The organism is Vibrio sp. A2-1, from assembly GCF_021728355.1.
GTDB lineage: Bacteria > Pseudomonadota > Gammaproteobacteria > Enterobacterales > Vibrionaceae > Vibrio > Vibrio splendidus_K.
Genome location: NZ_JAKKCO010000008.1, coordinates 20,895 through 46,289 on the forward strand (window position 1 = coordinate 20,895; position 25,395 = coordinate 46,289).

The window sequence follows — 25,395 nt, forward strand, 5'->3', positions numbered from 1 at the left end:
CCTAACATGGATGCTAAGTAAGGAAAAAACAAGTAGCGAACAAAAATAGGCGAGAGATCTTATCCTTATGATTTAGAGTTTGAAATTTATAAAGCCAATAAATACAATTCAACCGATTGAATATAAATATAATTAATAAAGGCTTTATCTATGTTTTGTATGAAAAGACGTTCTATTTTAACGTGTGCAGTCAGTAGCTTACTCTTGGCGGGTTGTGGTGGTGGATCGGATTCATCTTCCGATGTTCCTGCTAGTATCGTGTCACCTAATGTGAACGGAACGCCAAGTTTAGCGTCTGTTTCGACTTACCAAACTTCGAGTATGTCGAAGGATATTGAAGAATGTTCAAAAGCATTTTTAGTGAATAGCTCTTGTGATTTATCGGTAATAAAGCCTCTTGGGGTTAACCAAGTAAATGTGACAATTGAGCAGATTCAAGAAAGGTTAGTAGTGTCCCATCAGTGGATGGCCGACAGTTTTATCGAAGCATTAAAAGAAATTAATGACCAAGATTTACTGAATCTTTTTAAGCCATTGAACAGCATTGTGATCAGTTATGATATTCGCCCATCATTTTACACAACGTCTACAGCATCTATGTATATAGACCCTAAGTATGTATGGCGCAATAAAAGCGAGTGGGATTCTATTCATAAGCAAGAAGATTATCGAAATGGTTTTCAAACAGAGTTTAAATTCGATAAAGCTCAGCGCTATATTCATGAAGCAACAAATGACTATATCTCTTATTCAAATACCTATACCCCGTTAAGGAATGAATCGAGAGAAGCGAATCATATTGCTCCTGGTTTATTTAGGCTCCTTTCTCATGAACTTGCACACGCGAATGATTTCTTGCAAGAGCACGACCTGACTCAAATCCCTTCTTATGGGGATATCACTAACTATATTCATCCGTTAAAAAAATTAAATCACGAGCTTATTGAAAGGGATCCTTTAACTTCAAACCTGCTGAATAAAGCGGCTCAAATTGCCTTTCAAGGTGAATCAATGACAAACGAAATTAGACGACTTACAGGAGAGGTTGCCGGGGATGCATTTGAAGCCGATAAAGCAGCGGCATTCTACTCTTACTCAAGTCCTGCTGAAGATGTGGCTATGCTCTTTGAAGCTTACATGATGTACAAAAAGTACCGCGCTTTGTCTGATGTCGCTTTTCTTAGTATTCCACAAATAGAAGATTATTCATGTAACGACTGGAAAGTGCAGTGGGGCCAACGTTCTCGTTTATCTGATAATGATGTTCAAGATCGAGCCGTGTTTGTTGCTAGTGGTATATTGGGTAAATCAGAGTTGACGATTAGAGCTGAATTGGCTTCTCTTCCTGCCGCTCCTGAAATGTTAAGTGTTGGGCAAGGTTGGTGTGCAAGTCAGAAATTGATGGACGTAAACCCTGAGGCGCGCTCCGTTATTTCGGCGGCTTCAATGACAGGTTTTAGTGAGAATACTCGTTATCTAGAAGACTTAGAAAACTAAACTTAATAATAGAGCATTAAAAGTGATTATGGCCCTGTGTGACAAGGGCCTTTTTATCTTGCTGGCTATTATTTACAGCTTTCAAATACAAATTGGTTGTGATTCCCCTGGATGGCATGGATTCGCTCATCACGGGTACATTCCCACTTATCGACAGGGAATTGCTTGTTCCACGCCATCATCAGGTTAGTCTGCTGCTTAGATAGCTTGAAACCATACTCTTGGCTCATATAAAGATAAGTCCGTGCGATAGAACCTTTTGCTCTGTCTGGCGGCATAACTTTACGCTGCTTGAAGTTGACCTGCATTTCACACTGACCATAGCTCACGCCATTCATTCCATTCCACTGACTGAAATTGTAATTGGATCGATCACCATTAACCTCGCCAATTGCCGGAGTCAGGTTGTGAAGATCGGCTTCCATCGATTTAAATATTTTGTCATTGCGAGTGCAGTTCTTACGTCCGCCATCTTGCCAGCACTGACGCTGGTGGCCAAATTGCCAAGCTGGAACTACGTGTTCCCACTCAATGCGGGAAGCGCGCTTTTGTTGTTTTCTCACTTGATAACCACAGCCGTCGAGGTCGGGGATACCTTTCTTTTTGTCTTTCCAAGTAATGTCACAACCACAATAAAATGAAGTCGGATGATCGAGATAAATCTTCACTGCTTCTTTTTTAGCTTTAGAGAATGAGCTTGGTGGAGCGGCGAAAACGCTTTGGGTTACCAGTAGGCCAAATACTATTGATAGGCAAAATGGCACCGATAGGCCAAATACTTTTGGAGAGGTTTTTTGCATAGAAAAAGACTGATGAAAGTATGGTAAACAACAGTCTAGCACTCAAATGTTAGTTCACTCTATTACATTTATTCGCGTTACCTTGTGAGCTTAAGACTTAGCTCAATTGAAGGCCGGTAAAAGCTAAGGTTTGCTGGCATTGTTGGCAACGATACGTTGATTGGTTACGGATGACTTTGTTGTGTCTTCTAATCGACAGGGGATAAGTAGTGCAATCACAGCGGTACTCAAAGGTTTTTCCCTGAACTGAGGTGATCTCCAAGCTGTGGGTGGTTCTGGCCGGTACATTGAATACCTTTTCCATCACGTATTTCCACTCATTCCCGTGGGGCCTAACTCGTCCGAAGACCTGATGTGTGATCAGATGTGCGAGTTCATGAGTCACGACTTCACTAATAAAGGCGTCTTCATTTTCGCTGAATAGTACTTGGTTGAGTTTTATCTCGTTTAACTGGAGGTAGGCTTTTCCCGCTGCCTTTCCTCTTAACTTGTAAGTGACGGTTGGGCATGGAAATTCACGAGAAAAATGTTGATTAGCAATAGTTAGGCATTCGCCCAGTTTTTTATTTACTCGATGTTGTTGCGGGGTGTAAGACAAGCGTTGTTAACTCCAAAAAAAGCCTCAGCGTTTAAGCTAAGGCCTCATCATAACATTGCTCATCGATCGTGAAACGATTTAAACGTGATGTTTCTTTTTGATGACTTCGTGGTAAGCATGCCATGTTCCGTAACCAAGTAATGGCATCGTTACAATCATACCCACACCGTAGGTCGCGAAGCCGACTAAGATACCAGTACCAATGATACCAGCCCAAACGACCATCGCAGGGATGTTTGATTTAACAGCGTTGAAGCTAGTAAAAATCGCACTCATTACATCTACACGTCTCTCCATCATTAGTGGAATTGAAAATGCTGAGATACTAAATATCAGGCTCGCGATAACAAAACCAATCACAGACCCTGTAATTAAGAAGGGAGCAAATTCGGTCAATGGTGCACCTTGTACTGAAGGGTAAAGTGCGTGCAATAATGCAGCGATACGCATCCAGAATATCATCGCGACCATTAATACAATCGCAAACGCCCATTGGTGGGTTGAGTTCCGTGTGATGGCTTTCATTGAGTGGAACAAACTTGGGGAATGTCCTTTCTCTCTTTCCCAGCTTGCGTCATATAGGCCTAGAGCAAGAAAGGGTCCTATCAACATATAGACTATCAAGCTTGGCATGACGACTAGGTGTGTTCCTTGCCATTGGACTAGTTGCACGATGGCGATGGCCGCAGCCATGAAACACAATCCGTAAAATGCGCTGATTATTGGCATTTTCACTAAGTCATGCAGTGCAAGCGATAACCAGTGGAATGGGGCGGATATGCTTACTTGGTTACAAGGAATGGTGCGAGCGTAATCCTGATCGCTGACCTTGTGTTTCTTATCGTTTAGTTCGGATGGGTGCACGGTACGAGGCATAGATCCCCCTAGTTAAATAACGTCCTAGTTATAATTCCACAAGGCTCTGAAGTATCGCTTACGAGAGCGTTATGGTGTTGAGCTAAACTGCTCTTTGTCATCCCAGTTATTGTTCTTGCGTACATTTAACGAGCGTTATCAGACTGAATTAATTTAAGTTAAATGTGAGCTTGATCGCCTAGGAGTTACCTTAACTATTGTCAGTAGTGCTAGAAAACACAAATTATCAGCGGATTTTTATACTAAGTGGTTAACGGTAAAGAAGACTTGGACAGGGTGTTCTAGCAGGGGAAGGTTTGGTAAGTACATAAAAATAAAGCCCTTACTAAGAAGTAAGGGCTTTAAATAAACAAATCGCAGTGGCTAAATTATTTTAGGCCAGCGAAGTCCGCAAGGATTGCTGCTTTGTCCGTCGCTTCCCAAGGGAACTCTTCACGACCGAAGTGGCCGTATGCAGCAGTCTGCTTGTAGATAGGCTGAAGAAGGTTCAGCATCTCTTGAAGACCGTATGGACGTAGGTCGAAGTTTTGACGAACTGCTTCAATGATGATTTCGTGAGCTACTTTCTCAGTACCAAACGTTTCAACCATGATAGATGTTGGATCTGCAACACCGATAGCGTAAGACAGTTGAATCTCACAACGGTCAGCCATGCCAGCAGCAACGATGTTTTTCGCAACGTAACGCGCTGCGTAAGCTGCAGAACGGTCAACTTTTGATGGATCTTTACCAGAAAATGCACCGCCACCGTGACGAGCTGCGCCGCCGTAGGTATCAACGATGATCTTACGACCTGTTAGACCACAGTCACCCATTGGGCCACCGATTACGAAACGGCCGGTTGGGTTGATGAAGAAGTTAGTGTCTTTATTGATCCACTCAGCAGGAAGTACTGGCTTGATGATCTCTTCCATTACCGCTTCACGTAGGTCAGGTGTTGTTACTGAATCACAGTGTTGAGTTGAAAGAACAACTGCGTCGATACCAACAATCTTACCTTGGTCGTATTGGAACGTAACTTGAGATTTCGCATCTGGACGAAGGAAGTCAAGCTTGCCGCTCTTACGTACTTCAGCTTGCTTCTTAACAAGAAGGTGAGAGTAAGTAATTGGAGCTGGCATTAGGATTGGTGTTTCGTTAGTCGCGTAACCAAACATGATACCTTGGTCGCCTGCGCCTTGATCTTTAGGATCGGCTTTATCAACACCTTGGTTGATGTCTGGAGACTGCTTACCAATTGTGTTTAGTACAGCACAAGAGTCTGCGTCAAAGCCCATATCAGAATGAACGTAACCAATTTCACGAACTGTTTCACGAGTGATTTCTTCGATATCAACCCATGCAGACGTTGTTACTTCACCGCCAACCATAACCATGCCGGTTTTTACGTAAGTCTCACAAGCAACACGTGCTTTTGGATCTTGTTCCAAGATGGCATCAAGAACAGCATCAGAGATTTGGTCTGCAATTTTATCTGGATGGCCTTCTGAAACAGATTCAGAAGTGAATAGGTGCTTAGCCATGAGAGCTCCACTTTTAGTTTAGTTTTTAGTTGCAAATAGTTAAATGCAAATAATTTTAGGCGTCGCAAGCTAGGAAGCGCCGCCATTAAATACAGTATATTTTGTAGGTGTTTCTACATCTAGACGGCTATTCTAAATTCCAGCGGTCGAATTACAAGCTCTTTTTTATGATATGTCATAACTAATCGTTTGCGTATCGGTCGAGATAACACATTGCTAAGTGATGTAAATGTTCGAAAATTGCGAAAAGTGACCGTTAAAATGCCAGTAAAACGTTTGCAGTCGCTAAAGTCGTTTGAGAGAATACCCGCGCTAATAAAAATGAAAACTTTAGCATCAATCTATTTTTTAAATCGCTTATGTACTCAGGAGCAGACATGCCTTCTCGTAAAGATCTAGCCAATGCAATTCGCGCACTTAGCATGGATGGCGTTCAACAAGCAAATTCAGGCCACCCTGGCGCACCTATGGGTATGGCTGACATCGCTGAAGTTCTTTGGCGTGGTCACTTGAACCACAACCCAGCAAACCCAGAGTGGGCTGACCGCGACCGTTTTATTCTGTCTAACGGGCATGGTTCAATGTTGATTTACTCTCTGCTTCATCTTGCAGGTTACGAGCTTTCAATTGAAGACCTTAAGAACTTCCGTCAACTGCACTCCAAGACTCCTGGTCACCCAGAGTACGGTTACGCTCCTGGTATCGAAACAACGACTGGTCCTCTAGGTCAAGGCATCACTAACGCTGTTGGTATGGCGATGGCTGAGAAAGCATTGGCTGCACAGTTCAACAAAGAAGGCCACGACATCGTCGATCACTTCACTTATGCATTCATGGGTGATGGTTGTCTGATGGAAGGTATCTCTCACGAAGCATGTTCTTTAGCAGGTACGCTAGGTCTTGGTAAGCTGGTTGCTTTCTGGGATGACAACGGCATCTCTATCGATGGCGAAGTTGAAGGTTGGTTCTCTGACGATACACCTAAGCGTTTTGAAGCTTACGGCTGGCACGTAATCCCGGCCGTTGATGGTCACGACTCTGATGCTATCAACGCGGCTATCGAAGCAGCTAAAACGGATCCTCGTCCAACGCTTATCTGTACTAAAACTATTATCGGTTTTGGTTCTCCAAACAAAGCGGGTACGCACGACTGTCACGGTGCTCCACTAGGCGCTGATGAAATCACAGCAACTAAAGCGGCACTTGGTTGGGAACACGGTCCTTTCGAAATTCCAGCTGATATCGCAGCTGAGTGGAATGCGAAAGAAGCGGGCGCAGCGAAAGAAGCGGCTTGGAATGCTAAGTTTGACGCATACGCAGCGGCTCACCCAGAGCTAGCAGCAGAATTTAAACGTCGTACTAACGGCGAGCTTCCAGCTGAATGGGAAGAGAAAGCAAACGCAATCATTGCTGACCTTCAAGCTAACCCAGCAAACATCGCATCACGTAAAGCATCTCAAAATGCGCTAGAAGCGTTCGGCGCTATGCTACCTGAATTCATGGGCGGCTCTGCTGACCTTGCGCCTTCTAACCTGACTATGTGGTCTGGTTCTAAGTCTCTTGAAGCGAACGATTTCTCAGGTAACTACATCCACTACGGTGTACGTGAATTCGGTATGACGGCTATCATGAACGGTATCGCTCTGCACGGTGGTTTCGTACCATACGGTGCAACGTTCTTAATGTTCATGGAATACGCGCGTAACGCAATGCGTATGGCGGCTCTGATGAAAATTCAGAACATTCAAGTTTACACGCACGATTCTATCGGCCTAGGCGAAGATGGTCCTACTCACCAACCGGTTGAGCAGATCGCATCTCTACGTCTGACTCCAAACATGAGCACATGGCGCCCATGTGACCAAGTTGAGTCTGCTGTTGCTTGGAAACTGGCAATCGAGCGTAAAGATGGTCCTTCTGCACTTATCTTCTCTCGTCAAAACCTTGCACAACAAGATCGTGACGCTGAGCAAGTAGCTAACATCGCTAAGGGTGGTTACATCCTGAAAGATTGTGCTGGCAAGCCAGAGCTAATCATCATTGCAACGGGTTCTGAAGTTGAGCTAGCGGTTAGCGCAGCTGCTGAACTAACAGCTGAAGGTAAAGCGGTACGCGTAGTCTCTATGCCTGCAACTGACGCATTCGACAAGCAAGACGCTGAATACCGTGAGTCTGTACTTCCAGCTGACGTAACAGTACGTATTGCTGTAGAAGCTGGCATCGCTGACTTCTGGTACAAGTACGTTGGCTTCGGTGGCAAGATCATCGGCATGACAACGTTCGGCGAATCTGCACCAGCAGGCGAGCTATTCAAGATGTTCGGTTTCACTACTGAAAACGTAGTAAATACAGCGAAAGAACTTCTTGCTTAATCATTGATTACTAGCCTTGTGCGAACAATGAAATGAATGAAAAAACCGAGCTTTAAGCTCGGTTTTTTTGTATCTGGGGTTTGTTATCACTTAGACTAAGGCTTACAAGCAACAGATCAATCTGTCATAAGTCAGCTGAGTTATTCAAGTAATGCCTTTTAGGTAGGATTCAGTTATCATCTGTTGCACGAAATTTTGGTTAGATGTACGGAACTATGCTAAAAGTCGCGATAAATGGATTTGGACGAATAGGGCGCAATGTATTGCGCGCTGTCTATGAAAGTGGCAAAAGCCAACAAATCAAAGTAGTAGCGGTCAATGAGCTTGCTCAGCCTGACGCTATGGCTCACCTATTGCAGTACGACACCAGTCACGGCCGCTTCGGCAAGAAAATCTCAAACGATCAAGAGCACATCTATGTTCATCATGGCATTGGTGCTGAAGATAAAGGAGAGTTTGATACCATTCGTATCTTACACTTGGCTGATATTGAACTGCTGCCTTGGCGTGACCTTGAAGTCGATATTGTTCTCGATTGTACCGGTGTTTACGGTTGCCGAGATGACGGCTTAGCACACATCGCTGCTGGAGCGAAAAAGGTGCTGTTTTCACATCCTGGTGCTAATGACCTTGATAACACCATTATCTATGGTGTGAATCACGAGACTATCGAAGCCGATCATCGAATCGTTTCCAATGGTTCATGTACCACCAATTGTATTGTCCCTATCATCAAGGTGCTTGATGATGCCTTTGGTATTGAGTCCGGCACGATTACGACCATTCACTCTTCTATGAATGACCAGCAAGTGATCGATGCGTACCACAGCGACCTACGTCGAACTCGAGCAGCAAGCCAATCCATCATTCCTGTCGATACCAAATTGCATAAAGGTATTGAAAGAATCTTCCCGAAATTTTCTAACAAATTTGAAGCTATATCTGTGCGTGTGCCGACGGTAAACGTCACTGCGATGGATTTAAGTGTCACAATTAATGCAAATGTGAAAGTTAATGACGTAAATCAAACCATTGTTAATGCATCCCAGTGTACATTACACAATATAGTTGACTATACTGAAGCGCCGCTCGTTTCCATCGACTTTAATCACGATCCCCATAGCGCAATTGTTGATGGTTCACAAACTCGAGTGAGCAACGGCCACTTAGTAAAAATGCTTGTGTGGTGTGACAATGAATGGGGCTTTGCGAACCGGATGCTGGATACGGTTCTTGCAATGCAAGCTTCTGAAGGCAAGAAGTAAGACCTAGAAGCAAATGTGTGGATTATTTATTTTTTAGCTTGAAATAAATGCTAAGTGTCCACATATTATGAGTAGTTAAAGAATTACCAGTTGAATAATTTATAGGCTTAGCAGGGTTGCTGAGTTTCCAAAACTTTATTTTTATTTAAATTTGAGAGGACAAATCATGTCTGTGATCAAGATGACTGACCTGGAACTTGCAGGTAAACGCGTATTCATCCGTGCTGACCTAAACGTACCAGTAAAAGACGGTAAAGTAACTTCAGATGCACGTATCCTTGCATCTCTACCAACTATCAAACTTTGCCTAGAAGCTGGCGCAAAAGTTATGGTTACTTCTCACCTTGGTCGTCCTACTGAAGGCGAATACAACGAAGAGTTCTCTCTAGCTCCTGTAGTTAACTACCTAAACGACGCACTAGACTGCGACGTTAAACTAGCGAAAGATTACGTAAATGGTCTTGAGCTAAACGCTGGTGAACTGACTGTTCTTGAAAACGTTCGCTTTAACAAAGGCGAGAAGAAGAACGAAGAAGCACTTTCTAAGCAATACGCTGCACTATGTGACATCTTCGTGATGGACGCATTCGGTACAGCTCACCGTGCTCAAGCTTCTACACACGGCGTTGGTACTTACGCTCCTGTAGCATGTGCTGGTCCTCTTCTAGCTGCTGAGCTTGAAGCTCTTGGTAAAGCAATGGACAACCCAGCTCGCCCACTAGTGGCTATCGTTGGTGGTTCTAAAGTTTCTACTAAACTAACTGTTCTAGAATCTCTTTCTAAAATCGCTGACCAACTTGTTGTTGGTGGTGGTATCGCGAACACGTTCATCGCTGCTGAAGGCCACAACGTAGGTAAGTCTCTATACGAAGCTGACCTAGTTGAAACTGCTAAGAAGCTAATGAAAGAGTGTGCTATCCCAGTAGCGACTGACGTTGCATGTGCTAAAGCATTCGACGAAAACGCAGAAGCTGAAATCAAGCACGTTTCTGAAGTTCAAGACGACGACATGATCTTCGACCTTGGCCCAGATTCAACTGCAGCTCTAGCTGAAATCATCGGCAACGCAAAAACAATTCTTTGGAACGGCCCTGTAGGCGTATTCGAATTCAAAAATTTCGAAGCGGGTACTGCTGGCATTTCTAAGGCAATCGCTGACTCTGAAGGTTTCTCAGTAGCAGGCGGTGGTGACACGCTAGCAGCTATCGACAAGTTCGGTATCAAAGCAGATGTTTCTTACATCTCTACTGGCGGCGGCGCTTTCCTTGAGTTTGTTGAAGGTAAAGTACTTCCTGCAGTAGCAATGCTTGAAGAGCGTGCTAAAGCATAATTGATTTAGAAAGGCGAGATGTGAATCTCGCCTTTTAACGTTTGCTGCATATCACACTTTTTTGCTAGAATGGCATAAGTTGTGAGCAAACGATTGCAAATTTTTAAACTTAAGTTTTTTAATCTTAAAACGATAGAATAAATAGGACTATTTCCATGTCTAAGATCTTCGATTTTGTAAAACCTGGTGTGATTTCTGGCGATGACGTACAGAAAGTATTTGAAGTAGCAAAAGCAAACAAATTTGCTCTTCCTGCAGTAAACGTAATCAACACTGATACTATCAACGCTGTTCTTGAAGCTGCTGCTAAAGCAAAAGCTCCAGTTGTTGTTCAGTTCTCTAACGGCGGTGCTGGTTTCTTCGCTGGTAAAGGCGTTAAACTTGAAGGTCAAGGCGCACAAATTCTTGGCGCTGTAGCTGGTGCAAAATACGTTCACGCAGTAGCAGAATCTTACGGTGTTCCAGTTATTCTTCATACTGACCACGCTGCTAAGAAACTTCTTCCATGGATCGACGGTCTACTAGACGCTGGTGAAGAGTTCTTCGCACAAACTGGTAAGCCACTATTCTCTTCTCACATGCTAGACCTTTCTGAAGAGTCTCTAGAAGAGAACATTGAAACATGTGCAGCTTACTTAGCTCGCATGGCTAAACTAAACATGACAATCGAGATCGAACTTGGTTGTACTGGTGGTGAAGAAGACGGCGTTGATAACTCTGATATGGACGCATCTGAGCTTTACACTTCTCCTGAAGATGTTGCATACGCATACGAGAAACTAAACGCAGTTAGCCCACGTTTCACTATCGCAGCTTCTTTCGGTAACGTACACGGTGTTTACCAAGCTGGTAACGTTGTACTTACTCCAACTATCCTGCGTGATTCTCAAGCATACTGTGCTGAGAAGTTTGGCATTGCAGCTGACGCTCTTAACTTCGTATTCCACGGTGGTTCTGGTTCTTCTGAAGCAGAAATCCAAGAGTCTATCGGCTACGGTGTTATCAAAATGAACATCGATACTGATACTCAGTGGGCTTCATGGGATGGCGTTCGTACTTACGAAGCTGAGAACCGTGATTTCCTACAAGGTCAAATCGGTAACCCAACTGGCGAAGCTGCTCCAAACAAGAAGTTCTACGATCCACGCGTATGGCTACGTGCTGGTCAGTCTTCAATGGTTACTCGTCTTGAGAAAGCATTCGCTGACCTTAACGCTGTAGACGTACTGTAATTCTTTGAATTAAGTACTCTTTAAGTTTTAAAAACCCGCTCATTGAGCGGGTTTTTTTATGTCTGATAAAAACTTGTACTAAATATGTAAAAAACCTAGCGTGCGGTGAATAAATTTCGTAGTCTTTTAGTTATCGGTATTTGTGTTTATTGGTAAGTTTTATTAATTCAAAAGCTTACATAAATATGACTTTGCAATCTGTCAAAGATAGGATATCGTGCCGAAAAATTGAACTTGGTTCAGTTTATAAAAAAGGACTTGGCTTTAATTTACTTTTAACACAACGACTTAACATGAGTTGTACGGTTTATTTTGTTGTTGGGTAAGTTTGGCTTAAGGCAGTTTAGCTCATAGCATATTATATAGAGGATGCACATTATGGCTGATAGTTCGACAGCGCTTGAGACTCCAATTGTGGATGGTTTGTCTCACGCAGAGCAGTGGTTAACAAATAACTCAGATCTGTTTATTCAATACGGTGTAAACATTATCTCAGCACTGATAATTCTATTTATTGGTAATCTTATTGTTAAAGCAGTAGCGAATAGCGTGTCTAAGGTTCTTCAGAAGAAGAAAATGGACCGAGCAGTTGTGGAATTCGTCCATGGTTTAGTTCGTTACTTGTTGTTTGTTATTGTTTTAATTGCTGCACTTGGTCGTTTAGGCGTTCAAACTGCATCTGTAGTCGCTGTTATTGGTGCGGCTGGTTTGGCTGTTGGTCTTGCACTACAAGGCTCACTATCTAACTTTGCTGCGGGTGTACTTATCGTTGCATTCCGTCCATTCAAGTCTGGTGACTACGTGGAAATTGGTGGTGTAGCGGGTTCAGTAGATTCAATTCAGATCTTCCAAACCGTTCTAACAACACCAGACAACAAAATGGTTGTAGTACCTAACGGCAGCGTTATTGGTAGCCCAATTACTAACTACTCTCGTCATGATACGCGCCGTATTGATCTAATGATTGGTGTTTCTTACAACGCCGATCTTCAAAAGACAAAAGCGCTACTGACTAAGATCTGTGAATCTGATGAGCGTGTACTTAAAGAGCCTGGCGTTCAAGTTGGTGTTCACACACTAGCGGATTCTTCAGTTAACTTTGTTGTTCGTCCTTGGGTCAGCACTGCTGACTACTGGAATGTTTACTTCGACCTGATGCAAGCAATCAAAGAAGGCTTGGATAACGAAGGTATCGAAATCCCATTCCCGCAAGTGGATGTGCACATGAATAAAGTAGAAGCTTAATTTCTAGTTAGTTTTTCTAGCTATAAGCTTTTATAAGGAAAGGCGGATAACTTAGGTTATCCGCCTTTTTTTGATGAGTTAAGTTTGTGGATGACTCAATATGAACGGATTTAGCCGTACTGCTCAATGAGTCCATTGGCGAGTACAAGTGCAATAGCGAACATCATGGTTGCTACCGCGATATCGATGCCTTTCTTAACTTTGGGTTTCGATAGTGTTGGGCCTAGCTTTGCAGCACCTAATGACAAAGAGTAAAACCACACGAATGAAGCTAAGATAGTCCCCATAGCAAAAGCTATTCTATCGTTGCCTTCAAACTGCCCGCCTATGGATCCAAGAATCACTACAGTATCTAAATAAAGATGCGGGTTTAATACGGTTACTGCCAATGCACCTAAAACAACGGTGCGCTTACCGCGAGCCAGTATCTCACCCTTTGATTCATCACTAATACGTGTTCTGAACGCACTGCGCAGTGACAAGAAACCATAAACGGTTAGGAATGCGATACCACCCAGTGTCACTGAGGTGAGCAGTAATTCATTTTGCGACAGGATCGCTCCGCCACCAAAGATACCCAATGAAATGAACAAGGTATCGAGTAGGCTACAAATCGTCGCTGTGGTTAGGTGGTGATTGCGTTTAATTCCTTGATTTAAGACGTACGCGTTCTGAGCGCCAATAGGGATGATCATGCTCGCCCCTAGACCAAAACCTTGTAATAAAACCCAAAAATTCATTTCAACCTCCACTTAATTAACGATATTTACGTGCTATATGGCGAAGATACTCTGACACTTTAAATAAGTATAATTAATGATTTTAATCTATTATTAGAGTTGCTAATATTGGCGGTAGTTAGGTCAAAAAGGAAGCAAGTTGATGCGTGGATTGGATTATAAATGGATAGAAGCACTGGACGCGGTGGTGAAACAACGCAGTTTTGAAAGGGCAGCCGAGCAGTTATATATCTCCCAGTCTGCGGTGTCTCAACGCATCAAACAGCTGGAAAAATGGTTAGCACAGCCTGCTCTGGTAAGAGAGAGCCCACCAAGGCCAACACCAGCAGGAAAAAAACTGTTGGGTTTGTATCGTCGTGTTCGCTTGTTAGAGCACGAGCTTGTCCCAGAGTTAATGAACGAAGAGGGAGCTCAACCTCTTTCTCTGTCTATTGCGACCAATGCTGATAGCTTGGCGACATGGTTACTTCCTGCGTTATCTGATGTGATGAATTCACGTCAAGTTGAGTTGAACCTCGCGATTCATGGTGAATCAAGAACCATTGAGAAGATTAAAAGTGGTGAGGTTGCTGGGGCTATCAGCCTCGAACCTCAACCTATTCCGGGTTGCAGTGCGGACTATCTTGGAAGAATGGATTATGTGTGTGTGGCGAACCCTAGCTTCCATCAACGTTACTTCTCTGATGGAGTGAACTATTCGACACTAACCAAAGCCCCAGCGGTTTCGTATGACCAATACGATGATCTGCATAAGAAATTTTTGCATGATCATTTTAACGTCCCGAGAGATAGCGTGATCAATCATACTGTCGGTAGTTCAGAAGCATTTGTACGCTTGGCATTGTCGGGCGTTGCCTACTGTTTGATTCCTCGATTGCAGATTATCGAGGAGCTAGAGTCTGGTGCTTTGATTGATATTACGCCCGGCTTTTTATTGTCTTACCGAATCTATTGGCACCATTGGCAATTAGAGAGCGGGGTATTAAAAGAGATATCTCAAGCGATATTAAATTATGCCCACAACCACTTACCTCAGTAAGCTGTTGGTTTTTGCAGCGTCAAAGTTGTGTTAGAAGTCCTGTCGCGGGATTGGTTATGTGACAAATTGCTCTATGATAAAAGAACATTTGTTCAGCATAGGTCTACCTAATGAAGTTTGTACCAAAGATGTTAGCAACGTCTCTTACTCTTACTGCAGCATTGAGTGCTGTGAGTTTTCCATCATTGGCTGACTCGCCATCTTTTCCGCATATTTCAACGACAGGCTATGGTGAAGTGATCGCGACACCAGACATGGCGACATTTTCAGTTAGAGTCGTGGAATCGACGATGACTGCTGAGCAGGCTAAAAATACCGTTGATAAAGTGGTGACTGGCTTTCTAAATAAGCTACATCAAGCGGGTGTTGATGAGGCGAGTGTACACAGCTCTAACCTGTATTTATCTCCTCAATATCATTACCCGAAAAATGGTAAACCTGAACTGGTTGGTTACCGTGCGTCACGTAATGTGACCGTTCAAGTGAATGAGCTAGCCAACTTAAATGACTACATGGATATTGCCATCGGGCAGGGTATTAACCAGATCGATAATATCCAACTTCAGGTTCGTGACCAAGCTAAGTATCAGGAGCAAGCGCGCTTGGAGGCCATTAAAGATGCGACATCAAAAGCTAAATCATTAGCGAGCGGTTTTGAGCGCGAGTTAGGTGATGTCTGGCGCATAGATTACAACGCACAATCTTCTCAGCCTGTATTGATGCGTTCAATGGCAATGGATGCGAGAACCGAGTCGAATTCTTATGAAGATTCGACGATCACCATTCGTGATCGAGTGAATGTGATCTACCAACTAGAAGAGTAGTGAACATACCTCAGGAAGGGATTAGATCATCATGATCTATTTACCTACAGTAGACCAAATACTAAAAAGGCTCTCATTACGAGAGCCTTTTCTATTTTTACTTATGATCTAATTCGATGATTAGTGAAGTAAACGAGCACGAATGGTGCCTTCGATCTCTTTCAGTTTAAGCAGAGCTTCTTCTGAACGATTCGCTTCCACGTCGATAACCACATAACCCATATCTGCTGCAGTTTGTAAGTACTGACCTGCGATGTTAATCCCTTCCTCTGCGAAGATGGTGTTAATTTGAGTTAGGATACCCGGACGGTTTTCGTGAATGTGTAGCAGGCGAGAAGCACCTGTATGCAATGGTAATGATACTTCAGGGAAGTTAACACTGGATAGCGTTGAGCCATTATCAGAGTACTTAGCAAGCTTACCTGCAACTTCTACACCGATGTTCTCTTGTGCTTCCTGTGTTGAACCACCCACGTGAGGCGTTAGGATCACGTTATCGAACTGCATCAATGGTGACTCAAATGGGTCAGCATTGGTTTTTGGTTCCGTTGGGAATACATCGATTGCTGCACCTGAAAGGTGACCAGAATCTAGAGCGCCGCACAGAGCTGGGATATCTACTACCGTGCCACGTGCTGCATTGATAAAGATAGAACCAGGCTTCATGCGCTCGAACTCTTCTTTACCCATCATGTTCTTCGTTTCATTGGTTTCAGGTACGTGCAAAGAGATCACGTCACACTTGTTCAGCAAGTCAGTCATAGTGTGAACTTGAGTTGCGTTACCCAAAGACAGTTTGTTTTCGATATCGTAAAAGTAAACTCGCATACCCAGGTTTTCAGCAATAATACCTAGCTGAGTACCAATGTGACCGTAGCCAATAATACCTAAACGCTTACCACGAGCTTCGTAAGAGTTGTCAGCACTCTTTTTCCAGATACCACGGTGAGCAAGAGCATTCTTCTCTGGGATACCGCGTAGTAGCAATAGAACTTGACCAAGAACTAGCTCAGCAACGCTTCGAGTATTTGAGAACGGTGCATTGAAAACAGGGATACCGCGTTTTGCTGCCGCTTGAAGGTTAACCTGGTTAGTACCAATACAGAAACAACCGACTGCAACTAGCTTTTCAGCTGCATCAATAACTTCTTGGGAGATGTTGGTGCGAGAACGGATACCAATGAAATGAGCATCTTTCACTGCTTCAAGAAGTTCATCTTCAGGTAGTGAGCCTTTATGGTACTCAATGTTTGTGTAACCAGCGGCTTGCAGTACTTCTACAGAAGAAGGGTGAAGACCCTCTAGAAGTAGAATTTTAATTTTTTCTTTTTCCAGTGAAACTTTGGCCATTGTTCTCGTCCTTAAAATGGAAAGGTTGGGCAAATGCGGCGCACGTGCTACAAAACGGCTAAAAGAGGAACTTATTCACCATTTTGTCAGGAGACAAACGTTTTCCCTGTGCGTCTTCTGAACAATAAAGTAACAAAAAAAAAATGTTTTGGGTAAGAAAATTACGGAATAAGACATAATTTTACGGGCGAAAAGCAAAAAAAACGGCGCCCTTGGGCACCGTATGTAATGAAGTAACAGAAAAACTCAATCTTCTATTATTTATTCTTCAATTTTTGCACCTTCAGGTGTGCCTGTGATAACCACATCAGCACCACGGTGAGCAAATAGACCAACCGTAACCACACCAGCGATACCGTTGATGATATCTTCTAATTGTTTTGGGTTTTCGATCGCCATGCCGTATACATCTAGGATCACGTTGCCATTATCAGTGGTGCAACCTTCGCGGTAAACTGGGTCACCACCAAGCTTTACTAGTTCACGTGCAACATATGAACGTGCCATCGGGATAACTTCAACAGGCAATGGGAATTTACCCAACACATCAACGGCTTTAGTACCGTCAACAATACAAATAAACTTATCAGAGATAGCCGCTACGATTTTTTCACGAGTCAAAGCAGCACCGCCGCCTTTGATCATGTCGCGTGAACCGTTGATCTCATCTGCGCCATCAACATAGATGTCTAACTTGAATACGTCATTACACTCAAATACTTTGATTTCTAGTGCTTCTAGTTTTTCAGTAGAGGCTACAGAGCTTGAAACCGCACCTTTGATTTTTTCTTTCATTGTGCCTAGTGCGTCGATGAAGTGATTTACTGTAGAGCCAGTACCTACACCTACAATGCTGCCTTCTTCAACATATTGAAGTGCTGCCCAGCCAGCTGCTTTTTTCATTTCATCTTGAGTCATGCCATTCTCCTGAATAAGGTCTTGCGCTTTGAATTAATCGTTCGCGTATTGAAGTTAACGTTTGGATATTGGGTTAACGTTTGGATATCGAGGTTAACGTTTGCGGCGCGATTATAGCGCTTTAATGGCTGTTTTCCCATTGCCAAGTCTTACTCGGAGTCACGATTTTAGGTAACGGAATGTCCCATTCTTCAATTGGCAGTGTATCGACATGCTGGCAATCATGAGCCAAACCAATGGGAGTTGCGCCTTCACCCGTCTCGAACCATCGAGCCAAGGTACGATCGTAATATCCGCCGCCCATGCCTAAGCGATGCCCTTGAGAGTCAAAGCCTACAAGGGGAGTCAGAATGAGATCGAGTTGCTGACAAGGTTTAACCAGCATCTGATTGAGTTGAGGTTCGACAATGCCGTACTTATTCAAAACAGTGGGTGTGGTTGGAGAGTAATGTAGAAACAGCAGATGTCCGGCAGAGAAGGGGTGCAATACCGGTAAATAAGTTTGCTTGCCTTGCGCCCATAACCATTCAATTAACGGCTGGGTATCGAGTTCGCCATCAATGGAAATATAGAGGGCGATATGTTGAGCAGACTGAATCTCATCAAGCTGCATGCACTGCTTAACTAAGTCTATACCGGATTGAGTTTGTTGGTCGCCAGATAAGGCATTGCGTTTGATACGGATCTGTTTGCGAAATTCGCTGCGTGTGAGCGTCTTCATAAGAAGGGATACCCCAAAGTGCCGTTGAGAATAGATGGCCCTTGAACCAGCGAGTTCAAGGCGGATCAGCAATGATTACCGTAGGCTTCTCGGCGGACCGAGCATGCTCAATAGCACTCAAGTACTAACCCTTAGGGATTGCTTATCGGCTCGGGGACGTGAATCCTCTGACAAACACTCCAGGGTAAATTTTGTGTACGCTATTGCTGTCCGTGCTTAACTTTACTGAGGACATCTGAAAGTGATGTCGTGAGCTGTTCCATTCGCTCGGTCAGTGCGTTTTGCTCGTCGTTTGCTTCAAACTTCTTCGTTTGTAATTCATAGCAAATGTTCAGAGCTGCGATCGTTAGCAGCTTCACTTCATTGGTTACCTTAGTACGTTCAGCCATCTCTTTCAATCGATTATCAAGATCGGCCGCCGCTGCAATCAATGACTCTTCTTGCCCTGGGGGACAATTCACTCGAGTCAGTTTTCCTAATATTTCAACGTCTACCGCTTGATTACTCATGATGGATGAACTCTTTAACGCACTATTTAAGGCTGTTGCCCTTTATCATATTTTTACAAAGAAAAAGTGCAAGTACCGATGAGGAAGCAATCTCCTCTGAGGGAGAAACTATAGGTAAACCGCTATTAAGATTCAAGCTTTTCAGAGTGACTGTTTGTAAATGAGAGCTTGAGCACACAGTAATTCAGCAAATTGAACAATTGGTAGTCAGTCATCCTTCAATTGCTCAGGATCGATGCTTATCAGAATTGGGGTGAAGTGGTACGATTATACTATCGATATAAAGAATAACTGAGCGAGCTATCTGATGAGCGAAACTACTTTACCTGACTACCTAACGGTTGCGACTGAACTTCAATCGGCAAGCCTAGCCGTAAACCCTGCTGAGATGCATGGTTTATTAACGGGTATGTTGAGCGGAGGCTTAAACCTGGCAGATAAAAGCTGGCAACCATTGATCTTTGATTACACCAATGAAGGTATGGGCTGGCCAGATCGCGCATTAACGCTAGCGGAAGCGACATTAAAAGTAACGACCAGCGAAATCACAGGTTCAGGCATGGAGCTGTCTATGTTGTTGCCGGACGAAGACGCAAGCGCAAGCCTGTTTGATCTTGCGGACGGTGTGTCTGATTGGATTAACCACTTTATTTCTGGCTTAGGCTTGGTTGGCGCTCAATTGAATAAAGCGTCTGACGGTACCAAAGAAGCTTTGGCTGATCTTGAAGAGATGGCAAAGCTGGGTATCGATGAAGAAGATGATATGGAAGAGCAAGCGCAGCTTCTAGAGCACGTTATTGAACACGTAAAAGCGTGTGCACTAACGATTCATGCTGAATTCGGTGCTCGCCCATCTGAAGATGCGGCTCCAACCATTCATTAATCCGCTTGTCGGTTTGAGGTTATAATGGCTCAGTATGATGTTGTAATTGCTGGTGGCGCAATGGCAGGGGCGACCTTAGCCCTTGCTCTGAATCACCTCAGTCAAGGTTCACTATCGATCGCGGTAGTAGAGCCTTATCAGGTTGATCATCAAGCTCACCCTGGTTTTGATTCTCGTTCGATCGCTTTGTCTTATGGCACGGTGCAGATCCTTGATTCTTTGCATTTGTGGCAATCTATCGCACCGGTAGCAACCCCGATTAAAGATATCCATGTATCGGATAGAGGGCATGCCGGAATGACGGACATCTACAGTGAAGAGCTTGCTGTTGATGCGCTTGGCTATGTGGTGGAGTTGGCGGATGTGGGTCGAATCTATCAGCAGAAGCTTGAATCCGAAGCTGCAATTACGATGTTTTGCCCTGAGTCTGTCAGTAAAGTCGAACGTGAAGAGTTGCAAACGACGATTGAACTGACAAGTGGGCAAACAGTAACAACTAAGTTATTGGTCGCTGCCGATGGCGCGATCTCAACCTGTTGCAAGCAACTCAATATCTCATTGAGTGAGCATGACTTTGAACAAGTTGCTGTGATTGCCAATATCGTGGCGAGCGAACCTCATCAAGGTCGCGCATTTGAGCGTTTTACTCATCATGGGCCAGTCGCTCTATTACCGATGAGTGATAACCGTTTGTCGTTGGTTTGGTGTTTGTCACCGGAGCAAGCACAAAAAGTGATGACGCTAAACGACAACGAATTTCTTGAGCAGTTGCAGAGTGACTTTGGTTGGCGACTTGGCAGACTCGAGAAGGTAGGCAAGCGTGCCAGTTACCCACTGATTCTTCGTCATCGTCAGCAAAATATCTCTCATCGATTTGCGATTATTGGTAATGCCGCTCAAACGCTTCACCCAATTGCAGGACAAGGTTTTAATCTTGGCATCCGTGATGTGGCTTCCTTGGCGGAAGAGTTGTGTACCCAACTCGATGATGTTGGGCGTTACAATGGTCTTGTTAACTTTAGAAAGCGTAGAGAACAAGATAGAGACACGACGATTACGCTGACATCAAGCCTAGTTCATTTATTCTCAAACGATTTTTTGACCGCTCGCATTGGGCGTAATCTTGGGTTAGCCGTAATTGATAACCTTCCACCACTTAAAGGTCCACTTTTGCGTCATACGCTTGGCCTAGTAGAAAGATAAGGTAGAAAAATAATGATGCAAAGTGTTGATATCGCGATTGTTGGTGGAGGCATGGTTGGCCTAGCGCTTGCTGCTGCGTTGAAAGACAGTGACCTAAGAATTGCCGTCATTGAAGGCAGGGCACCCAGTGAAGGGCTTAGCGAATTGCCTGATGTGCGTGTGTCGGCATTGAGCCGCTCTAGTGAAGTGATTCTTCGTAACTTAGGCACATGGCAAGGCATTGAAGAAAGACGTACTGCACCTTACCAAGCGATGGAGGTGTGGGAACAAGATAGCTTTGCTCGTATTGAGTTTGACTCGACACGTTTGGCTCAGCCGAATCTCGGTCATATTGTTGAGAACCGTGTGATTCAACTCGCACTGCTTGATCAGGTGAAGAAGCAAGATAATGTCAGCCTGTACATGCCCGCGACGTGCAAAACGATGGCGATTGGTGAAAGCGAAGCATGGCTAACGCTAGATAATGGCCAAGCACTGACCGCTAAGTTGGTTGTTGGAGCGGACGGCGCAAACTCTTGGGTTCGCAAACAACAAGATATTCCATTAACACATTGGGATTACGGACACAGCGCGATTGTCGCGAATATCAAGACCACAGAGCAACACCACAGCGTTGCTCGTCAGATATTCACACCACAAGGGCCATTGGCATTCCTACCAATGCAGCCAAGCCACATGAGTTCGATAGTTTGGTCTACGGAGCCTAATCGTGCCGAGAAGCTTGTCTCCATGTCGGATGCTGATTTTAATAAGCAGCTAACGGCAGAGTTCGACTCAAAGCTTGGATTATGCGAAGTGGTTGGTGACCGTTTTGCCTTCCCACTGCGCATGCGCTATGCACGTGACTTTGCGGTGGAGCGTGTGGCTTTGGTTGGTGATGCTGCTCATACGATTCATCCGTTAGCAGGGCAAGGCGTGAACCTTGGCCTATTAGACGCAGCAAGCTTAGCGCAAGAGCTGTTAACGCTATGGGCTGCTGGCGAGGACATTGGTACTAAACGTAACCTTCGTGGCTATGAACGCTGGAGAAAAGCTGAGGCGGCGAAGATGATTGCTTCAATGCAGGGCTTTAAAGATCTGTTTGAAGGCGATAACCCAGCCAAGAAGCTGATTCGTGGCATCGGTATGAAGCTCGCGGGCCAATTACCGGGGGCGAAAGATGAGATCATGAAGCGAGCACTGGGTTTGTCAGGCAATCTTCCTGATCTAGCCAAGCGTCCAGTTACGCACCAATAATCGTGAATCAACAATCGCAAATCAATAGTCGCGCACGGGTGAGCCGTTGTTGATGGTCAGCAGCTGGAGCTGATTGCCATTGACTCAATCTGAACACGAAAAAAGGGTTGGCATTATGCCAACCCTTTTTGTTTTTAATTCTGTAGAGAATCAGGTCATGCGTATGCGCAGCGCAGTTTCATGATTTCACTATTTATTTCTTTTACCGTTTGAAAGTGACGCCTTTCTGCTCGGTCTGGCAGCACGAGTTTACCGTTATCAAACTCAAATTTTCCTACGCCGTAAATGTAGATTCGTCCTTTGAAAAGTCGACTTACATGTTTAGCAATCATACTCGGTGTATAGCGCTTAAACAGTCTCATTTTAATTATCCTTATATTTACCTAGCCTGCATATTATAGAAAAACTCCGAGATAATAATTGTGATAAGCATGGAGTAATATGCAGTAGAGTTGACGTGAATTAGATATTTGTGCTGTTCTAAGCACTTTCTTCAGTAAATATCTATTTTTACGTGAGCTCCTCCCCAAAATAATACTGACTAGTGAACTGCTGTGAACTTTCCTGTCCGGTATTAAGCAGTGATAATGTTACAAGTATAAGAATAGGCGGGATTTTTTTGTTTGTGTAATCAAATTGTAAATTTTTGACAAAAAAAAGCCCGTCTAAAACGGGCGAATAGTCACAGATGCATTACACAAAAGTGGATACTGATGTTACTCAGTGGATTCACTTGTACTGATTTGCTTAAAAGCGAGTCAGTAAATTCACAATAACGTAAATTTGCCTTTGTGACTACTTATGCTTTTATTTTGAGTAACTATTTATTATTGGCGTGTTCTTCTTATGACGAACTTCACACTAAAAATGTATTCAATGAAAAGTTGTACTTAAGTTTGCGAACGATGACTCGATCGAAAAGGTCATCGACTGATGTCAGCAACGATTGGTGCGCAAAGGGCCATAAGATCATTGGGATCCAGCGCAACACCAGCCATTCGATCACCCGAGCTAATAGTAACCGTCGAGTTTTTTTGAATTGAAGGATCAAAAATGATCGGCATGTATCTCTTTAGAGCAAGAGGGCCAACACACCCAGCCTTAAAGCCTGTGATCGTTTCAACATCAGCGAGTGATACACAGGTCATTCGGCGGCAATTCAGTACCGAGCGTACTTTCTTGGGGTCGACAGAGCGATCACCAGAAGTACAGGCCAACGCATATTGGTTGCCCATATCCTTGAGCAGGATACACTTCACCATTTGAGAGGCGTCGATGCCTCGCTCTTGAGCTGTCTCTTCGATGCTGGTGGTTGGTTTACTTTGCATCAGCAGGCGATAGTTCACCTGCTGTTGATCCAGCCATTGTGTAATCAGTGTTTCCACGTGGTTACTCGTCGTCAAGGATGTAAGGCAGTGGCAGGATATTCCATGTTTGATCAGGCTGCGCGGTCAGTCGAAGCTGAACATCGTCATCAAGGTTGTTTGGCAGTACCATCAAACCAATCGCTTGGTTATTAGCAAATTGATAGACGTTTAATAGTCGGCCTGCACCACGCCAGTTCTCACCCACGCTACGTTCAAGTTCAATCGTATTCTCTAGAGACAGTACATCTGAAGTTGTTCCAGAAACAATGCGCATCTCACGCTTGTTCATGCCACGGTACTTGGCACGAGCAACCGTTTCTTGACCTGTGTAGCAGCCCTTTGAAAAGCTGATGCCGCCAATCGCTTGCAGATTAAGAGCTTGAGGGATGTGCTCGTTTTGCTCTGCTTTTGATAGGTTAGGCTGAGCATCAAGAATTTCATGATACTGCCAAAGCGCTTCTGATACTTTTTCAGCTGAGCTGCTTGATACCAAGGCTTCTGCTGCTTCTTGAGTAACAAGTAGAGCCCAACGGTTGTCTGAGACTTGAACGGCTGTACCACCAGAGATAGTACGCACTTTACCTTGACCCTCTGCAATCGAATCAACGTATTGGTTCGCTGAAGCACCCATGATTCCGATAACAACGTCAGACGTCTGCTCGATATCAATTTTAGAGAACACGGCGTATTTTTTTATTTCAACTAACTCGACTTCAATTGCCGATTTAGGCTGCATAAGTGCATAGCCACCATTGTGGTGGAACAAACGAAAGATACTCCAAACCTTTCCTTTCGCATCACAATGCGCGCCTAATGTAGAATCATCATTAGGAAGAGTGACGACATCGCACGTTACTTGACCTTGTAGGTACGACTTTTTGTCATCGCCTATCATGGTGATTGCGCTCCAGTCTGACACGTGTGTGATCATCAGTTCTGGAAGCGATTCATTTTGAGTATGAGCGAGCGGCTGAAATGTGTTTTTCCAATCCATTTTATCTTTCCTAAGAATTTTATTTGGCTCTATGTTAATCCGGTTCTGTTTCTTTGTCAGCCTAGGTTTTTTTGTGAGCTTAGATAGGGACTGTGACTCACATAGTAGTTGCAGAGCGTATGACTTGTTACACTCCGAGAAAGAAAAATTATAGGTGAGGATAGCCAATGTACACTGCAGAGCAGAAAGCACGAATTAAATGGGGTTGCCGTCGTGGCATGTTAGAACTTGATGTAGTCATCATGCCATTTTTTGAAGAGTGTTTTGATTCATTGCAAGAGCAGGAACAGCGTGAGTTTGTTTCTCTACTTGAGTGTGATGACCCAGATTTGTTTACTTGGGTTATGGGACATGGGCGCAGTGAAAATCTAGGCCATGCTTCAATGGTTGATAAAATTGTCGCGCACAACCTCAGCAAGGTTCGTTAAGCTTCAGCTTAAACCTTCAGTTTCCGCATTATTTGCAAAAGGCACTGTTTCTGGGTGCCTTTTGTTTTTCATTGTCTTTTCTTCTATCCCGCTCGTTGTTGCCCTCTATTGTTTAGCTCTAATGCTCAGTTTGTTTAAAGCCAATCATGTAATCTTGAATACAGCACATGGATGTTTTGATTATAAAGAAGATGGCGAGATTCGACTCAATGACCAATCCTACACACTTAAGTCCGTTGATAAGATCTGGGCACAGTTTTTCGTCAAACTAAAATTCGAATGTGGGCATTCGGTAATGCTTTGGCGTGATAGTTGTCGTGAGCGTGAATATCGCCACTTTCTGGCGAACTTACAACGATCGCACGAGGCAAATGAGAACGCGAGATAAAAGAAAAAGGAGCGCTAGGCTCCTTTTCGTTTGATTGCGTTTAGTGATTAGCTAATA

Annotated in this window: 25 protein-coding genes and 1 other RNA gene; 13 read left to right on the top strand and 13 right to left on the bottom strand. The window is 44.0% G+C overall.

Annotated elements, in window-relative coordinates; genetic code table 11:
• Positions 1–150 precede the first annotated feature (150 nt).
• Entirely contained in the window at positions 151–1,497 is a 1,347-nt protein-coding gene (locus L3V33_RS19410) for a hypothetical protein (RefSeq protein WP_171313540.1), read from the top strand.
• A gap of 68 nt (positions 1,498–1,565) precedes the next feature.
• Here L3V33_RS19410 and L3V33_RS19415 read toward each other — a convergent pair whose 3' ends face one another.
• The 4 genes from L3V33_RS19415 to metK form a co-directional block, all read right to left on the bottom strand.
• Positions 1,566–2,297, bottom strand: a complete 732-nt coding sequence (locus tag L3V33_RS19415) for an endonuclease (protein ID WP_146454203.1) — start codon at positions 2,295–2,297, stop codon at positions 1,566–1,568.
• A gap of 97 nt (positions 2,298–2,394) precedes the next feature.
• Entirely contained in the window at positions 2,395–2,895 is a 501-nt protein-coding gene (locus L3V33_RS19420; RefSeq protein WP_237291053.1) for a SprT family zinc-dependent metalloprotease, read from the bottom strand.
• A gap of 78 nt (positions 2,896–2,973) precedes the next feature.
• Positions 2,974–3,771 (bottom strand): DUF2189 domain-containing protein, encoded by a 798-nt coding sequence (locus L3V33_RS19425; protein ID WP_237291054.1) that lies wholly within the window; start codon positions 3,769–3,771, stop codon positions 2,974–2,976.
• A gap of 368 nt (positions 3,772–4,139) precedes the next feature.
• On the bottom strand, positions 4,140–5,294 hold the full coding sequence (gene metK / locus L3V33_RS19430) for a methionine adenosyltransferase (RefSeq protein ID WP_065102940.1): 1,155 nt from the start codon (positions 5,292–5,294) through the stop codon (positions 4,140–4,142).
• Positions 5,295–5,671: 377 nt separating this feature from the next.
• Here metK and tkt point away from each other — a divergent pair, with 377 nt between their 5' ends.
• From tkt to mscS, 5 genes are all read left to right on the top strand, one after another.
• Positions 5,672–7,666 carry a transketolase gene (gene tkt, locus L3V33_RS19435; protein WP_237291055.1) on the top strand — a complete coding sequence of 665 codons (1,995 nt, stop codon included), beginning with the start codon at positions 5,672–5,674 and terminating at the stop codon, positions 7,664–7,666.
• A gap of 215 nt (positions 7,667–7,881) precedes the next feature.
• Positions 7,882–8,931 carry an erythrose-4-phosphate dehydrogenase gene (epd, locus tag L3V33_RS19440; protein WP_032545991.1) on the top strand — a complete coding sequence of 350 codons (1,050 nt, stop codon included), beginning with the start codon at positions 7,882–7,884 and terminating at the stop codon, positions 8,929–8,931.
• A gap of 166 nt (positions 8,932–9,097) precedes the next feature.
• Positions 9,098–10,261 (top strand): phosphoglycerate kinase, encoded by a 1,164-nt coding sequence (locus L3V33_RS19445; protein WP_004735491.1) that lies wholly within the window; start codon positions 9,098–9,100, stop codon positions 10,259–10,261.
• Positions 10,262–10,416: 155 nt separating this feature from the next.
• On the top strand, positions 10,417–11,493 hold the full coding sequence (gene fbaA, locus L3V33_RS19450) for a class II fructose-bisphosphate aldolase (RefSeq protein WP_004735492.1): 1,077 nt from the start codon (positions 10,417–10,419) through the stop codon (positions 11,491–11,493).
• A gap of 378 nt (positions 11,494–11,871) precedes the next feature.
• Positions 11,872–12,738, top strand: a complete 867-nt coding sequence (gene mscS / locus L3V33_RS19455) for a small-conductance mechanosensitive channel MscS (protein WP_102569438.1) — start codon at positions 11,872–11,874, stop codon at positions 12,736–12,738.
• A gap of 110 nt (positions 12,739–12,848) precedes the next feature.
• On the opposite strand, the gene L3V33_RS19460 is transcribed toward mscS, so the two are convergent.
• A complete protein-coding gene (locus tag L3V33_RS19460) occupies positions 12,849–13,478 on the bottom strand; it encodes a LysE/ArgO family amino acid transporter (RefSeq protein WP_237291056.1) in 630 nt (209 codons plus the stop codon).
• Positions 13,479–13,620: 142 nt separating this feature from the next.
• Here L3V33_RS19460 and L3V33_RS19465 point away from each other — a divergent pair, with 142 nt between their 5' ends.
• Together L3V33_RS19465 and L3V33_RS19470 are read left to right on the top strand one after the other, a co-directional pair.
• Positions 13,621–14,517, top strand: coding sequence for a LysR family transcriptional regulator ArgP (locus L3V33_RS19465; RefSeq protein WP_054547457.1), 897 nt, complete (start codon positions 13,621–13,623; stop codon positions 14,515–14,517).
• A gap of 110 nt (positions 14,518–14,627) precedes the next feature.
• Positions 14,628–15,341, top strand: a complete 714-nt coding sequence (locus L3V33_RS19470; RefSeq protein WP_054547458.1) for an oxidative stress defense protein — start codon at positions 14,628–14,630, stop codon at positions 15,339–15,341.
• Positions 15,342–15,461: 120 nt separating this feature from the next.
• Here the strand turns inward: L3V33_RS19470 and serA are convergent, their stop codons facing one another.
• The 5 genes from serA to zapA all read right to left on the bottom strand — a co-directional run bounded on the left by serA (position 15,462) and on the right by zapA (position 18,839).
• Entirely contained in the window at positions 15,462–16,691 is a 1,230-nt protein-coding gene (gene serA, locus L3V33_RS19475) for a phosphoglycerate dehydrogenase (protein WP_017077788.1), read from the bottom strand.
• A 261-nt stretch (positions 16,692–16,952) separates the two neighbouring features.
• Positions 16,953–17,609, bottom strand: a complete 657-nt coding sequence (rpiA, locus tag L3V33_RS19480) for a ribose-5-phosphate isomerase RpiA (protein WP_054547459.1) — start codon at positions 17,607–17,609, stop codon at positions 16,953–16,955.
• A gap of 121 nt (positions 17,610–17,730) precedes the next feature.
• Positions 17,731–18,330 (bottom strand): 5-formyltetrahydrofolate cyclo-ligase, encoded by a 600-nt coding sequence (locus L3V33_RS19485; RefSeq protein WP_017084327.1) that lies wholly within the window; start codon positions 18,328–18,330, stop codon positions 17,731–17,733.
• Positions 18,331–18,336: 6 nt separating this feature from the next.
• Positions 18,337–18,519: non-coding RNA, 6S RNA (gene ssrS, locus L3V33_RS19490), on the bottom strand.
• An 11-nt stretch (positions 18,520–18,530) separates the two neighbouring features.
• Positions 18,531–18,839, bottom strand: a complete 309-nt coding sequence (gene zapA / locus L3V33_RS19495; RefSeq protein WP_004735366.1) for a cell division protein ZapA — start codon at positions 18,837–18,839, stop codon at positions 18,531–18,533.
• A 307-nt stretch (positions 18,840–19,146) separates the two neighbouring features.
• Here zapA and L3V33_RS19500 point away from each other — a divergent pair, with 307 nt between their 5' ends.
• The 3 genes from L3V33_RS19500 to L3V33_RS19510 are packed head-to-tail and all read left to right on the top strand — an operon-like array spanning position 19,147 to position 22,161.
• Positions 19,147–19,722, top strand: a complete 576-nt coding sequence (locus L3V33_RS19500; RefSeq protein ID WP_017075399.1) for a YecA family protein — start codon at positions 19,147–19,149, stop codon at positions 19,720–19,722.
• A 24-nt stretch (positions 19,723–19,746) separates the two neighbouring features.
• Positions 19,747–20,925 (top strand): 2-octaprenyl-6-methoxyphenyl hydroxylase, encoded by a 1,179-nt coding sequence (gene ubiH, locus L3V33_RS19505; RefSeq protein WP_237291057.1) that lies wholly within the window; start codon positions 19,747–19,749, stop codon positions 20,923–20,925.
• A 12-nt stretch (positions 20,926–20,937) separates the two neighbouring features.
• Positions 20,938–22,161 (top strand): FAD-dependent 2-octaprenylphenol hydroxylase, encoded by a 1,224-nt coding sequence (locus L3V33_RS19510; protein WP_237291058.1) that lies wholly within the window; start codon positions 20,938–20,940, stop codon positions 22,159–22,161.
• A 155-nt stretch (positions 22,162–22,316) separates the two neighbouring features.
• Here L3V33_RS19510 and L3V33_RS19515 read toward each other — a convergent pair whose 3' ends face one another.
• From L3V33_RS19515 to ygfZ, 3 genes are all read right to left on the bottom strand, one after another.
• Positions 22,317–22,523 carry a DUF1107 domain-containing protein gene (locus L3V33_RS19515; protein WP_004735370.1) on the bottom strand — a complete coding sequence of 69 codons (207 nt, stop codon included), beginning with the start codon at positions 22,521–22,523 and terminating at the stop codon, positions 22,317–22,319.
• Between the two features lie 561 nt (positions 22,524–23,084).
• Entirely contained in the window at positions 23,085–23,546 is a 462-nt protein-coding gene (locus L3V33_RS19520) for a YbaK/EbsC family protein (protein WP_237291059.1), read from the bottom strand.
• 4 nt (positions 23,547–23,550) lie between these two features.
• Positions 23,551–24,522, bottom strand: coding sequence for a tRNA-modifying protein YgfZ (ygfZ, locus tag L3V33_RS19525; protein ID WP_237291060.1), 972 nt, complete (start codon positions 24,520–24,522; stop codon positions 23,551–23,553).
• Between the two features lie 167 nt (positions 24,523–24,689).
• On the opposite strand from ygfZ, the gene L3V33_RS19530 reads away from it, so the two are divergent.
• Together L3V33_RS19530 and L3V33_RS23270 are read left to right on the top strand one after the other, a co-directional pair.
• A complete protein-coding gene (locus L3V33_RS19530) occupies positions 24,690–24,950 on the top strand; it encodes a succinate dehydrogenase assembly factor 2 (protein ID WP_004735374.1) in 261 nt (86 codons plus the stop codon).
• On the top strand, positions 24,898–25,338 hold the full coding sequence (locus L3V33_RS23270; RefSeq protein WP_346730231.1) for a protein YgfX: 441 nt from the start codon (positions 24,898–24,900) through the stop codon (positions 25,336–25,338). Before L3V33_RS19530 ends, L3V33_RS23270 begins: the two co-directional genes overlap by 53 nt.
• Positions 25,339–25,395 lie beyond the last annotated feature (57 nt).